Consider the following 18672-nt stretch of genomic DNA (forward strand, 5'->3'; position numbering starts at 1 on the left):
TAGTTCACGCCATTAAGCGATGGCCCCCGGCGGCAGCTTCAACTTGAACGGCAGCGTGGTGACCACGGCGAGATCCGAAGCTGTCTTCTTCATCAGCGTCGGCGCGTTGCGGGTGCCCGGTTCCGGCAGGTCCAGCAGCCGGTCCACGGCCTCGACCAGCGGACCCTCGTAGATCCAGACGGCTTGGGCGGCGCGCGTGCTGTCCCGCACGGCGGGCAGTCGACCGGCGCGCGCCTCGGTCTCCGACCAGAACAGGATCGAGTCGATGAAGCCTCTGCGCTGCTTGAACGCCATGATGCGGTCGAGCTGCCCGTCCTCGTCCCGCAGGTGCAGGAACTGGAACCCGCTCTCGCGCAGCTCGATGACCTTGCTCAGTGCGAGATCCATGACGCACCTACCTCTGTTGTGAGGTCCCCTAAGCAGGCACAGGTCTGATGACCCGAAATGATCGTACGGCAAACCGACAATCCGCCATAGGGACTAGGCCGATGAAGTTGTCTCATTCGAGTCGCTATCGGGCGTCGCCTTTTGGTGTGATCGCAGCACGCGAACGGTTCGGGTCACGAAGGCCAGCGCCCCGAGGGTGACGAGGCTCACATGCAGCCACATCCCTGCCTCCGGTCCAGTGACATCTCAGGTCACCAGGGAAGACGTGCGGCACACGAACGGGGTTGCCACGGCGGGCGCATCCCGGACCCCTGACTTCCCCCGCGGCGAAGCGGCCCCCCGGACCGGGTTGGCCGGCTACCCTGTCCGGGTGAGCGTCGAGGAGCCCACCAGCCCGCACCGGGCCCGGTCGCCGCTCCCGGCGCTGCCCGAGTCGTTCCTGCCCAGGGAGCACGCCCTCTACCGGCCGAGGCACGCCGACCGGCAGCGCACCGCGCTGGTCACCGCGGCGGTGTTCTTCTGCGTGCCGCTGCTGCTGCTGGTCCTCGGCGTGCGACCGGGCGAGTTCGAGAACCGCAAGCTGGCCGAGTTCCCCTCGCCCGCCGACGGCTGGGGCTTCTTCACCGGCCTCAACCAGTGGGCCAACGACCACCTGCCGCTGCGCGAGCAGGCGGTGGCCGCGCAGGACGGCATCAGCCGCGGCCTGTTCGGCGAGGCGCCCAAGTTCGAGCGCCCGCAGGGGGGCGTCGGTCCCGTCCAGCCGCCCGAGGACCCCTCGCTGGACCGGCCGGAGCCCACCGCCTACGTCGACGTCATCGAGGGCAAGGGCAACTGGCTCTACCTGGGCCACGACATCAAGGACGCCTGCCGACCCGCGCTGCCCACCGACGAGGTCTTCACCCGGCTGGCCCGCCTGCGCGCCGCGGTCGAGGCGTCCGGCCGCCGGTTCGTGCTGGTCGTCGCCCCGAACAAGACCACGATGGTGCCCGAGTACCTGCCCGCCCGCTACTTCGGCCAGGAGTGCTTCACCAAGGCCCGCGACAACTTCTGGAACAACGTGGTGGCCCGCACCGGCGCGCTGGACCTGCGGCCCGCGCTGCGCGAGTCCGCGCAGCGGGTGGGCCGCCCGGTCTACACCGAGAAGGACACCCACTGGACCAACGAGGGCGGCCTGGTGATGGCCCGCGCCATCACCAACGCGGTCAAGCCGGGCACCTCGGCGTCGTGGAAGGTGGAGCAGGCGGGCCAGGTCGAGCGCGCCTCCGACCTGCCGCCGCTGCTGGGCCGCTCCGACCGGGAGATGGTGCAGTCCTACGACATCTCCCCGGACGGGAAGAACGTGCGCAGCCGCGAGGTCCCCGGCGACCCCCGGCAACCCCAGCGGGTCACCCAGCCGCCCGCGCCGGGCGTGGTGAACGCCAAGGTGGGGCTGCTCGGCGACTCGTTCAGCTTCTACGTGGTGCGCTACCTGGTGGCCGGGTTCACCGACATCACCCTCCAGCACGTGGACGCGGTGACCACCGACCCCCACCAGGTCGGGCGGATGCTCGCGGACAACGACGTGGTGGTGCTGGAGGCGGCCGAGCGGAACCTGGTCGGCGGCATCAACTCGATCCTCAACCCCCAGGTGATCGACGCCATCGCCGAGGAACTGGCCAAGCGACCGCGCTAGCCGAGCGGTTTCCGACCCGGCCGGTGGTCGTGGGGGATCGGCGACCTCGGTGGCGCGGCGGTGCCCGCCTGCGGCTCACGCCTCCCCCGCCGTGGTCGCGACCGGGACCTGGCCCAGCCGCTCCCGCACCGCGGCGCAGTCCTGGTGCCCGAGGCGTTCCAGCAGCTCCAGCGCCTGCGCCCACGCCTCGCGCGCCGACCGCTCCCGCCCCGCCGCCCGCTGGGCGTCACCGACGAGGACCAGGCCCCACGCCTCGCGGTACCGGTCGCCGAGCAGGCGGAACAGCTCGACGGCCCGGCTGTGGTGCGTCACGGCCCGCGCGTGCTCGCCCAGCCCGTGGTGGGCGCAGCCGGTGATCTGGGCGCAGTGGGCCAGCCCGTCGCGGTCGTCGGTCAGCGCCGACGCCTCCCGGCAGTGGGCCAGTGCCGCGGCGTGGTCGCCCCGGCCCACCGCGAACCAGGCCAGCGCGATCAGGTCGAAGCCCTGCCACGTGCGCTCGCCCGAGTCGGTGTGGAACGCCAGCGCCCGACGGGCGTGGGCCGCCGCCCGGTCCGGGTCGCCGCGCTGCCCGTGCTCCGCGGCCAGCGAGAAGTGCACGACCGCCTCCCCTCTCCGGTCGCCCTGCGCGCGGTGCAGGGCCAAGGCCCGTTCGAGGTGGTCGAGCGCGGCGTCCCGGTCGCCGAGGGCGCTCGCCGTGCGGCCGAGCAGGTGGTGGGTGACCGCCAGGGCGTCCCGGTCGTCCAGCCGCTGGGCGGCGGCCAGCGCGGTGCGCAGCGCGGCGGCCTTCTCCCGCCACCGGCCGCGGCGGTTGAGGTAGGAGGTGAGGACCCACGGGAGCTGCCAGGCGTGCACGTGCCAGCCGTGGCGCACCGCGTCGTCGAGGACCGCGAGCACCGCGGTGTGCTCGGCGTCGAACCAGGACATCGCCTCGTCGTAGCCGCTGACCTGCCGCGCGGTCACGCCGTCGCGCGGCGGCGGGGGCGTGATCGGCGGCCAGTGCGGGGCCAGTCGCCGCTCGGCGGCGTACCCGGTGTGCAGGTAGTGGTCGGCCAGTCGCGCGCGGGCCGCGACCAGATCTTGGGGGTCCTCGTGCGCGCGGGCCAGTTCCACCGCGTAGGCGCGCAGCAAGTCGTGCGAGCGGTACCGGTGCGGAACGCGCTCGTCGACGAGGTGCCGACGGCTCAGCTCGGCCAGCAGCGCGCGGGCCCGCGTCACCGGGACGCCCGCGGTCGACGCCGCCGCGCAGGCGTCCACGTCGGCGCCGGGGTGGTCGCCCAGCAGCCGGAACAGCCGCGCGGCGTCCGGGCTCAGCACGCGGTAGGAGCAGGCGAACACGGCGCGCACGTCCAGCACGGCGTCCAGCGCGTCGAGGCGGATGTGCTCGTCGCGCAGCTCGTCGGCCAGCGCCCGCAGCGGGAAACCCCGGTTCACCGCGGCGCGGGCGGCCACGACCGACAGCGCCAGCGGCAGCCGGGCCGAGTGCTCCACGAGTTCGGCGACGGCCCGCGGCTCGGCGTCGACCCGGTCACGGCCCAGCCGCTCGGCCAGCAGCGCCACGGCCTCCGGGCCGGTCAGCACGTCGAGGCCGAGGTGGTCGGCGCCCTGCTCGGCGACCAGGCGCGTCATCCGGTCGCGGCTGGTGACCAGGGTGAGGCAGGGCGGGCCGCCCGGCAGCAGCGGCACCACCTGCCCGGCGTCGGCGGCGTTGTCGAGCAGCACGAGCACGCGGCGGTCGGCGAGCAGGCTGCGGTAGAGCGCGGCGGCCTCCTCCTGACCGGGCGGCAGGTTGTGGGCGGGCACCCCGAGCGCTTCGAGGAACCCGCGCAGCACGGCCTCGGGCGGCACGGGCGCGTGCGTCGGGTCGAAGCCGCGCAGGTCGGCGTACAGCTGCCCGTCGGGGAAGCGCCCGGCGTGGTCGTGCGCCCAGCGCAGCGCCAGCGCGGTCTTGCCCACGCCGCCGGTGCCCGCGACCACCACCAGCGCGGTGCCGTGCCGGTCCAGTGCGGCCAGCTCAGCGGCGCGACCGGTGAAGCGCGGCGGCGCGGGCGGCAGCTGACGCGGCACCGGCCGACCCGGCACCGGCGGCGGGTCGCCGACCAGGACGCGCCGGTGCAGCTCGCGCAGCTCGGGGCCGGGGTCGGCGCCCAGCTCCTCGGCGAGCCGCTCGCGCGTCGCCCGGCAGTGCGCCAGGGCTTCGGCTTGGCGGCCGCAGCGGTACCAGGCGAGCACCACCTGGCAGGCGGCGCGTTCGTCGAGCGGGTGCGCGGTGGCGGTGGCGACGATGTCGGCGAGCCGGTCGGCGTGCAGACCGGCGCACAGCAGCAGGTCGTTGCGGTGCAGCTCGGCGGCGAGCCGCTCCTGGTCCAGCCGTGCCGCCACCTCGGCGAACCAGGGCGTGTCCGCGCCTTCGAACGGGCGGCCGCGCCACAGCGCCAGCGCCCCGTCGGCGGCCTCCAGCGCTTCGTCGCCCGTGCGGGCACGCGCGCACAGCTGGCGGAACAGGTGCAGGTCGACCGAGGACGGGTCGGCGGTCAGCACGTAGCCCCCGGCCCGGCGGACCAGGGCCGCGCCCGCGGGGGCGACGGCCCTGCGCAGCCGGGACAGGTGGCTGTAGAGGGCGTGCCGGGCGCGCGGAGGCGGCAGCTCGCCCCACACCCGGTCCACCAGCTCGTCGGCGGGCACCACCCGGTTGACGTCGACGAGCAGGGCCGCGAGGACGCTGCGCTGGCGGGGCTGCCCGACGTCGACCGGCTCACCGCCGACCAGCGCTTGGACCGTGCCCAGCACGCCGAAGGCGGGCGAGGGCACCCGCTGGACACTCCGCACCACCTCACATCGGCGCGGGGGAACGCCGCGCTGAGCACTCGACCGTGTGATTCACCGTGCCCGACCAGGCACGCAGGGTTTCCGCAGGGGCCGGTCGGCACCGTGGTGGCACCACGACCCGCCGGGTCGGGACACCGAAGGAGGGACCATGCGCAGGACGATCGCCGCCATCGCGCTCGTGCTCGGGGCGACAGCTCCCGCCGCGAGCGCGCACGCCGCCGAGGGCGACTTCATCGACCGGTACCACAACGTGGCCACCGGCCGGATGCTCGACGACAGCTTCGAGCACGGTTTGCGCGTCATGCCGGACTACGGCAACGACCACCAGGCGTGGCACGTCCACCCCTGGGAGGACGGTGCGGTCGAAATCCGCAACGTCGCGACCGACCGCTGCCTCGACGACAGCTTCGAGTTCGGGCTGCGCACCCATCCGTGCAACCAGATGGCGTTCCAGAACTGGTTCGGGATCGTCTGGGAGGACAAGACGGTGACGCTGGTGAACAAGGTCACCGGCCGGGCCGTGGACGACAGCTTCGAGCACGGGTTGCGGTCCTTCGAGCGCAACGACGGCCCCTGGCAGCGCTGGTGACCACCGCCCCTGTCGTGCCCGTCGAGGGGTCGGGCACGGCAGGGGCGGCCCTGACGGTCTGGGGTGGCCTCTAGCGGGCGCGGGTGCCCTTCTCCTTGGCGTGGTTGGCCAGCAGCGAGGCCACGGTGACGGCGGGCGCGTCGTCGTCCTCGCGCAGCCTGCGGCGGCGGGGCGGGTCGGGCTCGGCCGCCTGCTCGACGACGGGCTCCACGACCGGTTCGACGACCGGTTCGACGACCACGGTGGGTGGCTCGACCGGGCGCCGCGGGGGACGCCGGACGGGCGCCTCGGGGGTGAGCCGTCCGCGCAGCCGCTGCTCGACGTCCACGCGCGGTTCGGGGGCGCGGCGCGGTTCCGGAGCACGGCGCGGTTCGGGGGCAGGGCGCGGTTCGGGAGCGCGGCGCGGCGGCGGCTGCCGGTCGGGGACCGGCCTGACGGGTGCGGCTGCGGGCGGGGGCGCGGCGAGCGGGGGCCTGCGCCTCGGCGGGCGCGGCGCGGGGGGCACCGGCGGGAGGACGTCGGTGCTGTCGTCGTGCTCGGGCTCCTCGTCCTCCGCCTCGAACTCGTCCTCCAGCTCCTCCAGATCCTCCAGTTCCTCCCATTCCTCCGGCTCGGGTTCGGGCTCCGGTTCGGGCTCGGGCTCGGGCTTGGGCGCGGGCTTGCGGGACAGCCTGCGCGCCAGCGCGTGACTGGGCTTCTCCACGTACCGGTAGCTCAGCTCCACCACGCCGAACGTCGCGGCCACCGCCAGCGGCACCGCCAGCAGCAGCGGCACGGCGGGCCGCACCAGGTCCAGCACCGCGAAGGCGACCACGCCGTGCAGCAGGTAGATCGAGTAGCTGCGCTCGGAGAGCGCGGTCCACAGCTTGCGCTCCCGCAGCCGGGGCTCGGCGAACATGCCGAGCAGGAAGAACAGCACCGCGACGGCCAGTGCCAGGTTGTAGGAGGTGTCCAGCCTGCCCAGGTCGAGGTGCTCGGCCAGCACGTAGAGGGCCCACGCCAGGCCGCCGAAGGTCCACCCCAGCCACAGCGGCACCCGCTTGCTCGTGGTCGCCCAGATGATCTGCCCGATGAGCGGGATCGGCAGGTAGGAGACGTTCACCGCGAACAGCGCCCACGAGTCGCCGAACTGCCGGGCGCTCATCATGACCACGAACACGAAGGTCAGCTGCCCGGCCAGGGCCAGCCACGTCCAGCGCTTGAGCACCGGCAGCACCAGCACCAGCAGGGCGTAGAAGATGAGCTCGACGACCAGCGTCCAGGCCACCCCGACCAGCACGACCTGCGGCACGATCAGGTAGTTGATCACCAGCGAGTTGGTCAGCACGGTCAGCCAGGTGACCTTCGGCTCGCCCGCGCCCGCCAGCGGCTGCGCGCCCAGCGAGACCACGGCGGCGGTCAGCAGGACCGCGAAGATCATCGGCACGTAGACCCGTACCAGCCGGTTGAGGCCGAACCGCCGCTGCCCCTGGCGCAGCGCGATCGGCGTCACCACGAACCCGCTGACCAGGAAGAAGAACGGCACCGCGATCTGGCCGATGCCCTGCGTCCCCATGTGCATGGGATCGCTGGTGAGGCTGTCGACGAAGTCGACCGCCGGGGTGGGGCCGACCTCCTGCTTGGCCACCCACTGCTCGGCGAGGTGGCTGTAGAAGACGAGCAGGGCGGCGACGCCGCGACCGATGTCGATGAACGCGATGCGCGCCTTCACGGATGGCGCCTCCGCCTGCGGTGCGCTTGTGCCGTTCAGGGACCGCCCCCCTCTCCGGTCACCGCTCCCCGGCCCAGGATGGTAACGGACCGCTCTCGGCTGAGCACCGCTATCGGGACGTCGTCACCGCGCGGACCGCCGCTTCTCCCAGCGGCGCACCGCCCGGTCCGCGGGCACCTCGACCCACCGGTGCAGCGCCTCTGCCAGCAGCATGGCCCACGCCAGGCCCAGCACCGCGACCAGCGTGTGGTCCAGGTGCGGCATCAGCGCGTCGTAGAGGGGGTACATGGCGCTCAGGTGCACCAGGTAGATGGCGTAGGTCCGCTTCGACCAGCCGCGCACCACCGCCGACCGGCTGACCGGTCCTCCCGCCGCCACCAGCAGCACCACCAGCAGCGTCGCCACCAGCAGCGTGCGCGGCATCGCCTCGCCCTGGAACGTGTAGCCGCCGACCTTGTCCGCCCAGGTGAACAGGGTGAAGTGCACCGCCCCGATGGCGGTGGCCGCGACCGGGCCCACCTTGCGGGAGTGCGCCAGCGAGATCAGCTGCCCGATGCACACGACCGGCAGGTACACGCCGAGCTTGCCGATCTGCTGCGCCATCGCGGTCTGCACGCCGTTGTTCAGCAGCAGCAGCACGAACGACAGCAGCGCCAGACCCAGCGGCGGCACCCAGGGGCGCCTGCGCAGCACGGGGATGGTCAGCGCGACGTAGCAGTAGAAGGCGACCTGGATCTGCAGCGTCCAGGTCACCCCCGCCAGGGCGACCTGCGGGCTCTGGAAGAAGTTGGCCAGCGCCAGGCCGCTGAGCAGGTCGCCGAGGTCCAGCGGACCCTCGCGCTCGGCGGAGACCCGCAGGCCCAGGTTGATCAGCGCCCACGCCAGCGCGGTGACCACCCACAGCAGCGGCAGCAGCCGCACCACGCGCTTGCGCAGGAACTGCAGCGGTCGCTCGCGGTCCGCCACGTGGGTCACCACCACCCCGCTGACCAGCAGGAACAGGGCCACCCCCAGGAAGGACAGGCGGGGGTTGAGGTGCAGGGGGTCGACGAGGCCCCGCTCGACGAGCTCGGCGAGCCAGAACTCCTCGTGGTTCAGGGCGAACCAGGCGGACAGGTGGGTCAGCACGACCGCGCACGACGCGATCACGCGCAGCAGGTCCAGCCCGTGCAGGTACTCGCCCGCCCCGGTGGTGGTGGCAGGGGCCCGCTCGGTCGGGGACGAGGTCATGCCGGGCCCTCCGCCCAGCGGTGCACGGCCTCGCCCGCCAGCCCCGCCGCCAGCACCCCCGCGGGCACCGCCACGAACGCGGGCACCAGGGAACCCAGCTCTTCGAGCACCGCGTACCCCACCACGGGCACCGCCAGCGCCAGCGGCAGCGCCCGCTCGGCCAACCAGCGCACCGGCCGCACGTGCTCGACCGAGGCGCCCCTGGGCACCGCGATCAGGAACAGCAGCAGCGCGATCGCCGCACCCAGGGCGTGCCAGTACCCGCCGACCTCCGGGAACACCCGGTCGGCCACCGCCACCACGGCCAGGCCCGCCACGCCGAGCACCACCCCGCGCGGCGCGGTCACCCGCCCGGTGCCGCCCAGCCGCGCCAACCGGCCCAGCAGCGGCAGCGGCAGGTACGCCGCCACCAGCCCCAGGCCGGGCAGCAGGCCCGCGCCGCCGGCAAGCACCAGCGCGCACGCGGCTTCCAGCAGCACCAGCAGGGCCAGCGCGGGGTGCCGGCGCAGCAGCGGGAGCAGCGCCACCTCCAGCACCCCGAACAGCACCAGCGCCGCGACCGGGGCGATCACCTCGGCGTCGAGCAGCGGTCGCGCGCCCACCGCGACCAGCAGGGCCGCCGCGAGCGCCGCGCAGGCCAGCGGCACGCCACCGCGCAGCAGCCGAAGGGCCAGTCCGCGTCGATCGGCCTCGGAGCCCTCCGCGACGTGGTACCCGCAGGCCATCAGGAGCAGGGCCACGCCGAGGAACCCGAAGTCCTCGCCGAGACCGGTGGGCCGGTTCACCCAGTCGCGGATCGCCACCACCGCATCGGGCAGGGCGTCGTGCCTGCTCAGCCACAGGCCGACCAGGTAGCTGTAGGCGACCGCGCACACCCCCGCCGCGGTTGCCGCCCGAACGCCGGGGGACGTCCCGGCCCGCGTCCCGACTTCACCCATCGGCGGGTAGCGCGGTCAGCTGCTTGGCCACCAGCGCGCCGAACCGGGCCAAATCGGCCGAGGTCCGGGCGTTCAGCTCGACCCGCACGACCAGGTCGGCGTGGGTGTAGTGGGCGCGGGCCGTCGGGCGCGACCCGGCGTCGCCGCCCCTGGCGGGATCGACCTCGGTGATCCGGTGGACCCCCTGCTCGGGGTCGCGCCGCTGGAGGCCGAACCGCGACTGGAGCCCGTCGAGCTCGTCCGCCGCGCGCAGGGCGGCGGCCCGGTCGGCGACCTTGACCACCACGGCCAGCACCCTGCCCTCGGGGCGCCGGGACGCCACGGTCATCCGCGCGGCCCCCGCCCCCGCGGCTTCGTAGGCCCTCACCTCGGCCGGGCTGAGGAAGTCCAGCGCCCGCACGTCCGGGAAACCGCGCACGTGGGAGTAGTCCTCGGTGCCCGCGTCGAAGTCGGCCAGCGCCAGCGGGTCGGCGGCCAACCTGCCCGCCTCGCCGGTGGCCGGGAGGTTGCGGGCGGTCGCGGGCAGCGGCGCACCGCCCCACGCGACCCACGCCGCCACCGCCGCGGCCGCGAACGCCACGACGATCAGCAGCGTGCCCGCGACGGGAGCGCGCGCGGGTGTCCGAGCCTGTTCCACGCGGTGGTGCCTCCCATCGACGCGACCCCTGGGATGATCGGGGGTCGCGTCGATTGTGCAGGTCGATCAGGCGTCCGTCCCGTGAAACGCGGGCAGGTCACAGCCCCTGTTCAGGCCGTAGCCAGAGGGTCACGAACCCGCTGTCGGCCGCGTCTGCCAGGCGGATCAGCTCCTCGTCGGACCGCTCCTCCGCGCCGCCGTCGTCGTCGACCAGCAGCGGCGCGTACCCGAGCTTGCGGTAGCCGAGCAGCACCTGCGCCGCGTCGTCGCCCAGCTCGGCGATCGCACCGGGGCAGAACTCGCACACCACGTGCGGGCGGTCGCGCTCCAGCACCGCGGTCAGCCCGGCCAGCGCCCGGTGGTCGCGGCCCTGCAGGTCCACCTTGACCAGCGAGATCCGCTGGTCGGTGACCTCGGGCCTGCCGTCCAGCCGCACCGCCGGGACCACCACGCCGCCCACCGACTCGTCGGCCGCGTCGTGCGCCCGGTGGTCGCCGCTGTTGTCGCCCTCGGACTGCACCAGGCGGATGCTGCCCTGCGCGTCCCACGCCGCCACCGGCAGCACCGACACCAGGCCCGCCGCCTCCGGGGAGAGGTTGGCCGCGATGTTGCGGCGCAGGTACTCGGCGTTGACCGGGTTGGCCTCCACGGCCACCGCCGAGGCGACGCCGTTGGTCCGCTGGAGCAGCCGCAGCGTGTGGTAGCCGACGTGCGCGCCGATGTCGAGGAACGTCCCGTCGCCCACCAGCTCGGCCATCAGGTCGGCCTCGGCGCGCTCCCAGGACCGGTGGTAGGCCAGCCACGGCAGCACCACCGCGTCGACCGGGAGCAGCAGCGCGCCCGCGTCGCACAGCACGACCTCCGCGCCCGGCGGCACCGGGGCGTGCCGCAGCCGCGCCGCGTCCTGCACCGCCGACAGCTCCTTGACCACCTCGACCAGGCGCTTCTCGTCCTCGTCCAGCCGCAGGTCGCGCTCGGCGAACATGCTGAACGACTTGCGCTCGCCCTCGTCCAGCCGCGCGGCGACCCGCTCCAGCCGCTCGTCGACCCGCTGCTGCAGCTCGCCCAGCTCGTCGCGCACGGCGCTGGCGGCCTCCTGCCCGGCGCGCGCCGCCTCACGGGCGGTCTCGCGCGCGGCCTCGGCCAGCCCGACGCCCTCCGCGGCGGTGCCCTCGACGGAGGCCAGCCTGCTGCGGAGGCCCTCGCCCGCCGAGCGAGCCGACTCCACGCCGGACTCCACCGCCTCCAGCCGGGACACCAGCTCCTCCAGCGTGCCCTCGACCCCGTCCACGAGCGCGCCCATCACCTTGCGCTGGTGCACGTCGTAGTGGTCGATGGCGCGCAGCACCGCGCGTCGCATCGCGGGCGCCAGCGGCAGCCGCGACGGCGCACCCGCCTCGGCCCGCCACAGCAGCGCCTGCCGCGACTCGCGCAGCCGCCGCAGCGGGTCCTGCTGCTCAGGCGCGGGGGCCTGCTCGGGGGCGCTGCCCTCGGCGCGGGCCCGCCAGGTGTCGAACGCCTGGCGCAGCCGCGCGCGCACCCAGTCCGCGGCGGCGTCCATCGACCGGGTGCGCAGGATGCGCTCGCGGGCGGCGCGACCGCGCCGGGCGGCCTCGGCCGGGTCGTCCGCGACCTCGCGCATCGCCGCCGCGGCGGCGTCGAGGTCCGGTTCGGCCCACAGCGCGTCCGGCGGGTAGGGGCCGTTGCCCTTGCCGACCGGGACCAGCCGGTGCGGCACCGGCCAGCCGGTCTCCCGGTCCAGGAACTCGGCGGTGCTGGAGTAGTCGGTGGAGATCACCGGCATGGCCCGCGCCATCGCCTCGGCCACGGTCAGCCCGAAGCCCTCGCTGCGGTGCAGCGACACGTAGCAGTCGCTGCTGGCGTACAGCTCGTGCAGCTCCGGCACCGACAGGTAGCGCTCGACCAGCTCGATGCGCGGGTCGCCCGCGATCCGCACCCGCAGCCGCTCGGCGGTCTGCGGGTTCTTGGCCCCGTTGATGGCCTTGAGGACCAGCCGCACGTCGTCACGGCCCTCGAAGGCGCGCTGGAAGGCGTCGACCAGGCCCCACGGGTTCTTGCGCTCGCCGATGCTGAAGAAGTCGAACGCGAACAGGAACCGCACCGGGTCGCCGGGGCGGCGCGGCGCCCGGTCCACCGGGCCGGGGTCGCGCACCGGCACCGGGATCGCCCTGACCGGCACCGGCGAGTGCGCGGCGATGGCCTCGCGGCAGAACTCGCTGATCGTCCACACCTCGTCGACCAGGTCGAAGGCGTGGTGCATCGAGGCGGGGAACCGCTCGAGCTCCCACGCCCACAGGCCGATCCGGTACCGCTGGTGGCCGACCTGCGGCCTGCGCTCCAGCACCGCGCCGGTCTGGTCGGCGTTCACGCACAGCAGGCTGACCGGGAACCGGGGCTCACCCGCGGTGGCGGGCCGCTCCAGGCCGGTGCGGTTGGCCACCAGGCGGTCCTCGACCACCGAGGCCACCGGCACGCCCGCCGCGGTGATCGCGTCGTGCACGATCCGGCCCATCTCGCCGACGCCCAGCTCCGCGGTCAGGTAGCCGACCACGTTGACGCCGAACTCGTCCACCGGGTCGGCCAGTGGCTCCGGCTCGGCGGGCACCGCCCACTCGGGCAGCTGCTCCTCGGTCAGGCCCGAGGTGGCGCACCAGGAGCGGAACGCCTCGGCGTCGCGGCCGTGCGGCTGCGGGAACGCGGCCCGCAGGTCGGGGCGGCCGTTCCAGACGGCCTGGGCGACCCGGTTGAGCGCGGTGCCCAGCGGGGCGTCCTCCGGCGGACCGGCCAGCCAGCGGCGCAGCGCCGCCCCGCCGTCGGGGCCGAAGGCGTGCGGCGGGGGCTGCTCGCCCTTGCGCTCGGCGCGCACCCACGCCTCGCGGTACAGCGACCGCATCGCCGGGGTGAGCCTGGTGCCGTCCGGCATCTCGGCGAAGCCGTACGGGATCGACTCCAGCGTCTCGGCGTAACCGTTGGCCTGCAGCGCGGCGCGGTAGGCGTCGCACAGCTCGCGCACGGTCGGGTGCTCGGAGAGCACCACGCGCGGCCGGTGCGGGGTGTGCTGGGACAGCAGCCAGGGGCGTTCCGGCCGGTAGCCGCTGTAGTGGAAGAACCGCAGCCGGTGGCCGCCCGCGGTGAGCACGCCGTCGGCGTCCCGCTCGACCGGGCGCTCGTGGACGTTCCAGTAGGCGACGTTGAAACCGGGGTCGCGCAGCACGTGGTTGCCGAACAGCGCGGGCACCTGGTCCACCCACCGCTGGTCGGTGAACAGCTGCCGCTCGGGCGCCACGATCGCGTCGTGCCGCAGCCGCTCGGCCCAGAAGTCCAGGAACGGGCCGGAGCCGGGGCCGGTGGCCACGAAGCCGAGGTTGAAGATCCCCGAGCCCATGATCGCCGCTTCGCTCGGGTCCTTGCCGTCGCGCGGCAGCGGGTTGAGGAAGTGCGGGGTGAGGACCACGCCGTGGGCGCGGGCCAGCGCGGGCAGCTCCGGCATCGGCGCGAAGACCTGGATGTCCGGGTCCAGGTACATCACCACGTCGGAGTGCTCGCGCAGCTGCCGCAGCAGGTACGGCTTCACCGCCGTGGCCAGCTCCGTGACGTTGTACGAGGTCGCCATCCGCAGGTAGTCGTCCTCGTCGATGCCGGTGGCGTCCGGTCCGACCGAGCGCAGCCCGCCGGAGCGCTCCGCCCAGCCGCGCGGGGCGTCGATGACCGCGATGACGAACTCGTCGTCCGGGTGGTGCTCCAGGTAGGAGGCGGCCAGGACGCGCGCCGCGGGCAGGTAGTTGCGCGCGACCACGGTGCAGGCGGTGACCCGGCCGTGGCCGGTGGTCGGCTCACCCATCGGCCGCGAGCGCCTCGAGCTGGGCGTCCAGGACTTCCTGGAAGTTCTTCTGCGCCGTCGCCAGGTCCTTGCCGGTGACGTCGATGCGCACGATCAGGTCCTCGCTGGCGTAGTGGCCGCGCACGCGGGCCGCCTGGCCGTTCTTGGTGTCGATCTCGGTGACCAGCACGCCCTTGGGGGCGCCGGTGGCGGGCGTCATGCCGTTGCTGACCTGGATGTCGTACAGGCCCGAGGCCGCGGTGGCCGCCGCGTCGGCGTCACTGGCCTGGACGATCAGCACGATGCCGGTGGCGTTGTCCGCCAGCGCGGTCTGGGCCAGCTTGGTGTCGCTCGCGCCCGCCGTCGTGTAGAGCTGGGCCTCGGTGTCGAGCAGGTACTTCAGGCCGGGGACGGCGGAGAAGTCGGTGACCGCCTTGTTGGTGGTGGCCTTGCCGGGCAGCTCGCCGACCGCCAGCGGGTCCGGCGGCGCGCTCGGCGTGGTGCTGGTCGACTGGGTCGGCGTGGTGCTGGTCCCGCCGCCCGCGGTGGACGAGGACTCGCCCCGGCCCCAGATCCAGTACGCGCCGAAGGCGATGCCCGCCAGCAGGACCACGGCCAGCACGATGCCGATGATCTTGCCCTTGCCGCCGCCGGACTCGTCGAAGACCTCCGGCCCCTGGGCGATCCAGCTGGGGTTCTGGTCGCCGTAGCCCTCGCCGCCCCACGGCGGGGTGGTCACCGGGGAGCCGGTCTGCCAGCCCTGCTGCTGCTGCGGCAGCGGCCCGGACTGCGCCGGGGGCACCGGCCGGACGTACTGGGTGCGCTCGGCGTCGGCCGACTGGCCGCCGGTGACCACCTGGGTGGCGTCCGGGTTCGGCGGCTGCGGCCTGCCGGTGTTGACGACCTGGGTGGCGTCGGGGTTGGGCTGCTGCTGGGGCTGCCCGCCGGTGTTGACCACCTGGGTGGCGTCGGGGTTCGGGTGGGCGGGCGTCGGCTCCCACCGGAACGGCGGCGCGAACGGACCGCTGCTCGTCTCCGGTTGCGGGGTCGGGGTGCCCCTCGACGCCGAAGAGAGCAGCTCGTCCCGACGACGGCGGTAGTCGTCAGCGCTGATGCGACCCTCCGCCAACGTCCGGTCGAGCTCCGCCAGGTCCTCTTGCCAGGACATTCCGCTCCTCCAAGGTTGCCGCGCGAGCGTCATTGTTGCCTATGCGCGGGCGCGGGTTGCCGGCATCCGGCACTTGTGATGCTGTCGTTGCCGGAGCCGGTGCCGCGCTGGAGGCCCGGCGGCGCGGGGGCGGCGCGGCTCAGCGGCTACCGGGGAGGCGGGGCGCTGGTGAACGCCGCCCAGAGGTCCACAGCTTGCTCCAGGTCCAGCGCCGCGACCTTCTCGCGGGGGATGCCCGCGGTGTGGATCAATCGTTGGGCGAGCCAGTCGGGTACCGGCTCACCGCGTCGCTCCTCTGCCACGCGGACACCACCCGCGCGGCGTCCGAGCCTGTCGATCACGTCCGCGAGGCGCTGGAGCCGCGGATCGCCGCCTGCCGCGGCGGACACTCGTGCGGCGGCCTCCGCGTACACCTCGGCGTCACTCCTGACACCGACGCACCAGATCTCGCAAATCTCGACCGAACCGTCCTCGGCGAGGCGGTAGACGATGCGCCAGTGCTTGCGTCCCACCACCAACTTGCGGAATCCCGTGAGCTGCCCGCCAAGCGGATGGCCTGCCTCCGGGTCGTCGAGGAGGATCAGAACCTTCTTGAGAACCCTGGGCACCAGATCGGGCCCGAGTCGACGCAGGTCGTCAACGGCCGCGTCGGTGAAGACGATGTCCGTCATCAGGTCAGTCGTCTTCCTCCACCGCGGCGAGCGATTCCCGTGTGTGTCCGAAAGCCGTGAGGACATCGTCGAGCGAGGTGCGTCGACCGGTGTCCGCAGCCGAGCGCGCGAGCACCAGTGCCAGGTCTCGCAAGTCCGCCTCGGCCTCCTCGATCTCGGCCAACCGGTGGAAGCCGACCACGGCGGCCACCGGGCGGTGGTGGCGGGTGACTACGAGGGCGTCGCCGTGCTCGGCATCCGCGACCAGCCCCGCCACACCCCGCTTGGTCGCCTCGGTAACCGTGAGTTCGCGAGCTTCGTTCAACGCGGCCATGCCAGCCACTGTACAGAAATCTGTACAGTTAGTCATCCGGCGTGGTGATCGAGGGCGCCGCTGGTGGCGGTTCCCGTGAAGAGAGGCGGGTCCAACGAGCCTGTTCCAGCATGGACTGCCTGCCTCGTGCCATTGAGGCGGACATTTGTCCGGTGGGGTCGGCACGATGGATTCGCAGGGCCTCCGAGGGGGCGCGGGGAGAACGCTTGGTCTGCTGCCGGACCCTTCCCTTTGTGGATGACGCACCCTCGGCCTCCTCGGGGGCTTTGTCGCCGGATGTCTTCTACGGTCCACCGCGGAATCCGGCAGGCGATCCGCGTCACCGGGCAAGTCGAACTCACGGTCCCTGGCGTCTCCTCGTGTTGCCCAGGGGCCACGGCAGGACCGCTGCCAGGCGTGCGTCACCGCTTCGTTGATCGCGAAGTGGACCCGGAGCAGCTTGTGCTCTGCCACGCGGGGGATGGTCCTCCTCGCCCCGTTTACCCGATTGGGTGACCCTTTTCCTCCGTGGGGATTCCTGTGCTCTCGTGTGAGCTTACAACCTTTCCGGTGAACATTCCGATAGCACTCCGTAATGACGGATCGTTGATCGACACGGTCGGGTGTACTGCTGCTCGCAAGAATGATTTCGCTGGCTGGTGAAGACTTTTTCGTTCATGCTGTTCCCGTGTCCCGACCCCGCTCGCCGCGCGGGTCCTGGGCAGGGGACCCGCGGCGTCGCAGCAGCGGGCGGAGGGGCACTGAACCGCCTGTTGGACGGGCGTGGTCCGGGCAGGCGGTGGGGCCCGGTGGCGGTCACGGGGCGACCGCCACCGGGTCATCCGAGAGCTTCCTCGGGTGGTTCGGACCACCCGACGTGGCCGAATCGTTGTTTGAGCCTCCGAGGTGGGCGGGTTAGCTTTCCTGCGTTCATTCCACCTCAGGGGGCATTAAACCTGTGAACGCGCTCGTCGCGCGCCGCTTGGCGCGAAGATCAACTGTTCTCGCGGCCGCGGCCACCTTCGCGCTGTGCTCGACCGCTCACGCACAGGAAACCAGCGGCGCGGTGCCGACCGGCACCTCCCAGGCCCCGTCCGGTTCCTCCGCCCCGGAAACGCCGAAATCGGCGGACAAGGCGGACGTCAGCATTTCGGCCACCGTCGTCGGCGGTCCGTACCTGGTCGGTGAGCAGGTCCCGGTCGACGTCGTGATCACCAACCGGGGTGGCGCGGACGCCACGGCGGTGAAGGCCAGCGCCTACTCCACCTCCGGCTCGTCCTTCTCCGTCCAGCCCGACCAGTGGGGCGACCTGGCCACCTGGCCGGGGCCCGGCATCACGCTGCCCGCCGGGCAGCGGCGGGTGCTCACCGTGCGCGGCGAGGTCCGGAACTGGGACGGCGTCGCGGCGGTGCGGTTCGCCGTGCACTCCGCCGAGGACAACGGCTGGGACGGCAACAACTACGCCGACCTGGTGCTCCCGCTGCGCGACCCCGGCTCAGCCACCGACTCCGTCGCGGGCGTGGTCTACGGCGACGGCAACGGCAACGGCGCGCCGGACGCGGGCGAGGCGCTGGCGGGCGTGCCCGTGCGGCTGGCCATGTGGAGCGAGAACCGGACCGCCACGACCGACGCGGAGGGCCGCTTCCGGTTCGACGGCCTGCCCGCGCGGGTCTACCACCTGACGATCTCCGACGCGCCGGGCGGCTGGGTCGTGGACGGCGCCTCGTACGCCGCCGTCCGGGCCGACGGCAACGGGTCGGCCGCCAACCTGGTCTACCGGGCCCGGCGTCCGCTGACCGATCAGCTCTCCGCCTCGATGCGGTTCACCCGCGACACCTACCACGTGGGCGACCGGGCGCGGGTGGAGGTGACGCTGACCAACGGCGGCCCGGCCGACGTCACCGGGGTCAAGACGTTCTGCGACCGCAGCGGCGGCGAGGGGCCGGAGCTGCGCGAGGTGGACCTGGGCGAGCTGAGCTGGGACGCGCCGGGGGTGACCGTGCCCGCGGGCGGTTCCCGCACCTTCACCATCAGCGGCAGCGTCTCCGAGGAGAGCGGCGAGTACGGCGGCGTGACCTACGGCTGCGACTTCGGCCCGCAGGAGTTCCCCGAGGGGCACCCGGCGGCGTACGCGGTGGCCCGTGTCGCCGCTCCGCCCGCCGACACCTACCTGGTGATCTACCACGACCGCGACGGCGACTGGACCGCGGCCGACGACGAGCGCGTCCGGGACGTGCCGGTGGGCCTGGTGGACGCGCAGAGCGGGGCGCTGGTGGCCAAGGCGCGCACGGATGGCACCGGTCGGGTGGACTTCCGGGGTGTGCAGGCGGGCCCGTACCGGGTGAAGGTCTACGGACCGTGGCGGCTGACCCACCCGGAGACGATCACCTTCGTCGGTTCCTGCCGCAACTGCACCGGCCTCTACCTGACCGCGGTGCCCGGTCCGGAGGTGCCCGAGGAGGACGTGTCCTCGGAGGTGCCCGCGGACGTGCCCGCAGCGGCGCCCACGGGTGCTCCGAACTCGACGACCGCCGCCCCGGCCGGGCGGGCGGAGGCCGACGGCGGCGGCACGTCGACCGGTGAGGGCCTGGCGCGGACCGGCGCGAGCGTGCTGGGGCTGGGTGCCCTGGGGGCGCTGGTGCTGGTGGCGGGCACGGCCGCGCTGGTGCTGGGGCGCAGGCGCGCCAGGGGCTGACCCGCGCGGCTGGTC

13 protein-coding genes are annotated in these 18672 nt (G+C 73.8%); 3 read left to right on the top strand and 10 right to left on the bottom strand.

From position 1 onward, the window contains the following. Positions 1–12: 12 nt before the first annotated feature. Positions 13–387: a hypothetical protein gene (locus tag JOF41_RS30885; protein ID WP_189221489.1), complete on the bottom strand. Its 375-nt coding sequence runs from the start codon at positions 385–387 to the stop codon at positions 13–15. A gap of 370 nt (positions 388–757) precedes the next feature. Here JOF41_RS30885 and JOF41_RS30890 point away from each other — a divergent pair, with 370 nt between their 5' ends. After that, a complete protein-coding gene (locus tag JOF41_RS30890; RefSeq protein ID WP_209623478.1) occupies positions 758–2059 on the top strand; it encodes an alginate O-acetyltransferase AlgX-related protein in 1302 nt (433 codons plus the stop codon). Between the two features lie 75 nt (positions 2060–2134). Here JOF41_RS30890 and JOF41_RS30895 read toward each other — a convergent pair whose 3' ends face one another. Beyond that, positions 2135–4885 carry an AfsR/SARP family transcriptional regulator gene (locus tag JOF41_RS30895; protein ID WP_209623479.1) on the bottom strand — a complete coding sequence of 917 codons (2751 nt, stop codon included), beginning with the start codon at positions 4883–4885 and terminating at the stop codon, positions 2135–2137. Between the two features lie 148 nt (positions 4886–5033). Here JOF41_RS30895 and JOF41_RS30900 point away from each other — a divergent pair, with 148 nt between their 5' ends. Further along, positions 5034–5474 (top strand): RICIN domain-containing protein, encoded by a 441-nt coding sequence (locus JOF41_RS30900; RefSeq protein WP_189221485.1) that lies wholly within the window; start codon positions 5034–5036, stop codon positions 5472–5474. A 70-nt stretch (positions 5475–5544) separates the two neighbouring features. Here the strand turns inward: JOF41_RS30900 and JOF41_RS30905 are convergent, their stop codons facing one another. The 8 genes from JOF41_RS30905 to JOF41_RS30940 all read right to left on the bottom strand — a co-directional run bounded on the left by JOF41_RS30905 (position 5545) and on the right by JOF41_RS30940 (position 15983). After that, positions 5545–7185 carry an acyltransferase family protein gene (locus JOF41_RS30905; RefSeq protein WP_307867577.1) on the bottom strand — a complete coding sequence of 547 codons (1641 nt, stop codon included), beginning with the start codon at positions 7183–7185 and terminating at the stop codon, positions 5545–5547. A gap of 123 nt (positions 7186–7308) precedes the next feature. Further along, positions 7309–8415, bottom strand: a complete 1107-nt coding sequence (locus JOF41_RS30910) for an acyltransferase family protein (protein WP_209623480.1) — start codon at positions 8413–8415, stop codon at positions 7309–7311. Further along, the gene (locus JOF41_RS30915) at positions 8412–9353 is read right to left on the bottom strand and encodes a hypothetical protein (protein ID WP_209623481.1); all 942 of its coding nucleotides are present in this window, start codon (positions 9351–9353) and stop codon (positions 8412–8414) included. Before JOF41_RS30915 ends, JOF41_RS30910 begins: the two co-directional genes overlap by 4 nt. After that, complete coding sequence (locus JOF41_RS30920; RefSeq protein WP_209623482.1) at positions 9346–9990, bottom strand: hypothetical protein; 645 nt, start codon at positions 9988–9990, stop codon at positions 9346–9348. The genes JOF41_RS30915 and JOF41_RS30920 overlap by 8 nt, the downstream gene beginning before the upstream one ends. Positions 9991–10087: 97 nt before the next feature. After that, the gene (locus JOF41_RS30925) at positions 10088–13852 is read right to left on the bottom strand and encodes an FkbM family methyltransferase (RefSeq protein ID WP_209623483.1); all 3765 of its coding nucleotides are present in this window, start codon (positions 13850–13852) and stop codon (positions 10088–10090) included. Further along, positions 13845–14999: a hypothetical protein gene (locus tag JOF41_RS30930; protein WP_209623484.1), complete on the bottom strand. Its 1155-nt coding sequence runs from the start codon at positions 14997–14999 to the stop codon at positions 13845–13847. The genes JOF41_RS30925 and JOF41_RS30930 overlap by 8 nt, the downstream gene beginning before the upstream one ends. Before the next feature lie 146 nt (positions 15000–15145). After that, positions 15146–15670, bottom strand: coding sequence for a type II toxin-antitoxin system RelE family toxin (locus tag JOF41_RS30935; RefSeq protein ID WP_189221479.1), 525 nt, complete (start codon positions 15668–15670; stop codon positions 15146–15148). A 4-nt stretch (positions 15671–15674) separates the two neighbouring features. Beyond that, positions 15675–15983 carry a hypothetical protein gene (locus tag JOF41_RS30940; protein ID WP_209623485.1) on the bottom strand — a complete coding sequence of 103 codons (309 nt, stop codon included), beginning with the start codon at positions 15981–15983 and terminating at the stop codon, positions 15675–15677. A gap of 937 nt (positions 15984–16920) precedes the next feature. Here JOF41_RS30940 and JOF41_RS30945 point away from each other — a divergent pair. Beyond that, on the top strand, positions 16921–18657 hold the full coding sequence (locus tag JOF41_RS30945; protein ID WP_209623486.1) for an SdrD B-like domain-containing protein: 1737 nt from the start codon (positions 16921–16923) through the stop codon (positions 18655–18657). The last annotated feature ends 15 nt before the right edge of the window (positions 18658–18672 follow it).

This window comes from Saccharothrix coeruleofusca (genome assembly GCF_017876325.1).
Taxonomy (GTDB): domain Bacteria; phylum Actinomycetota; class Actinomycetes; order Mycobacteriales; family Pseudonocardiaceae; genus Actinosynnema; species Actinosynnema coeruleofuscum.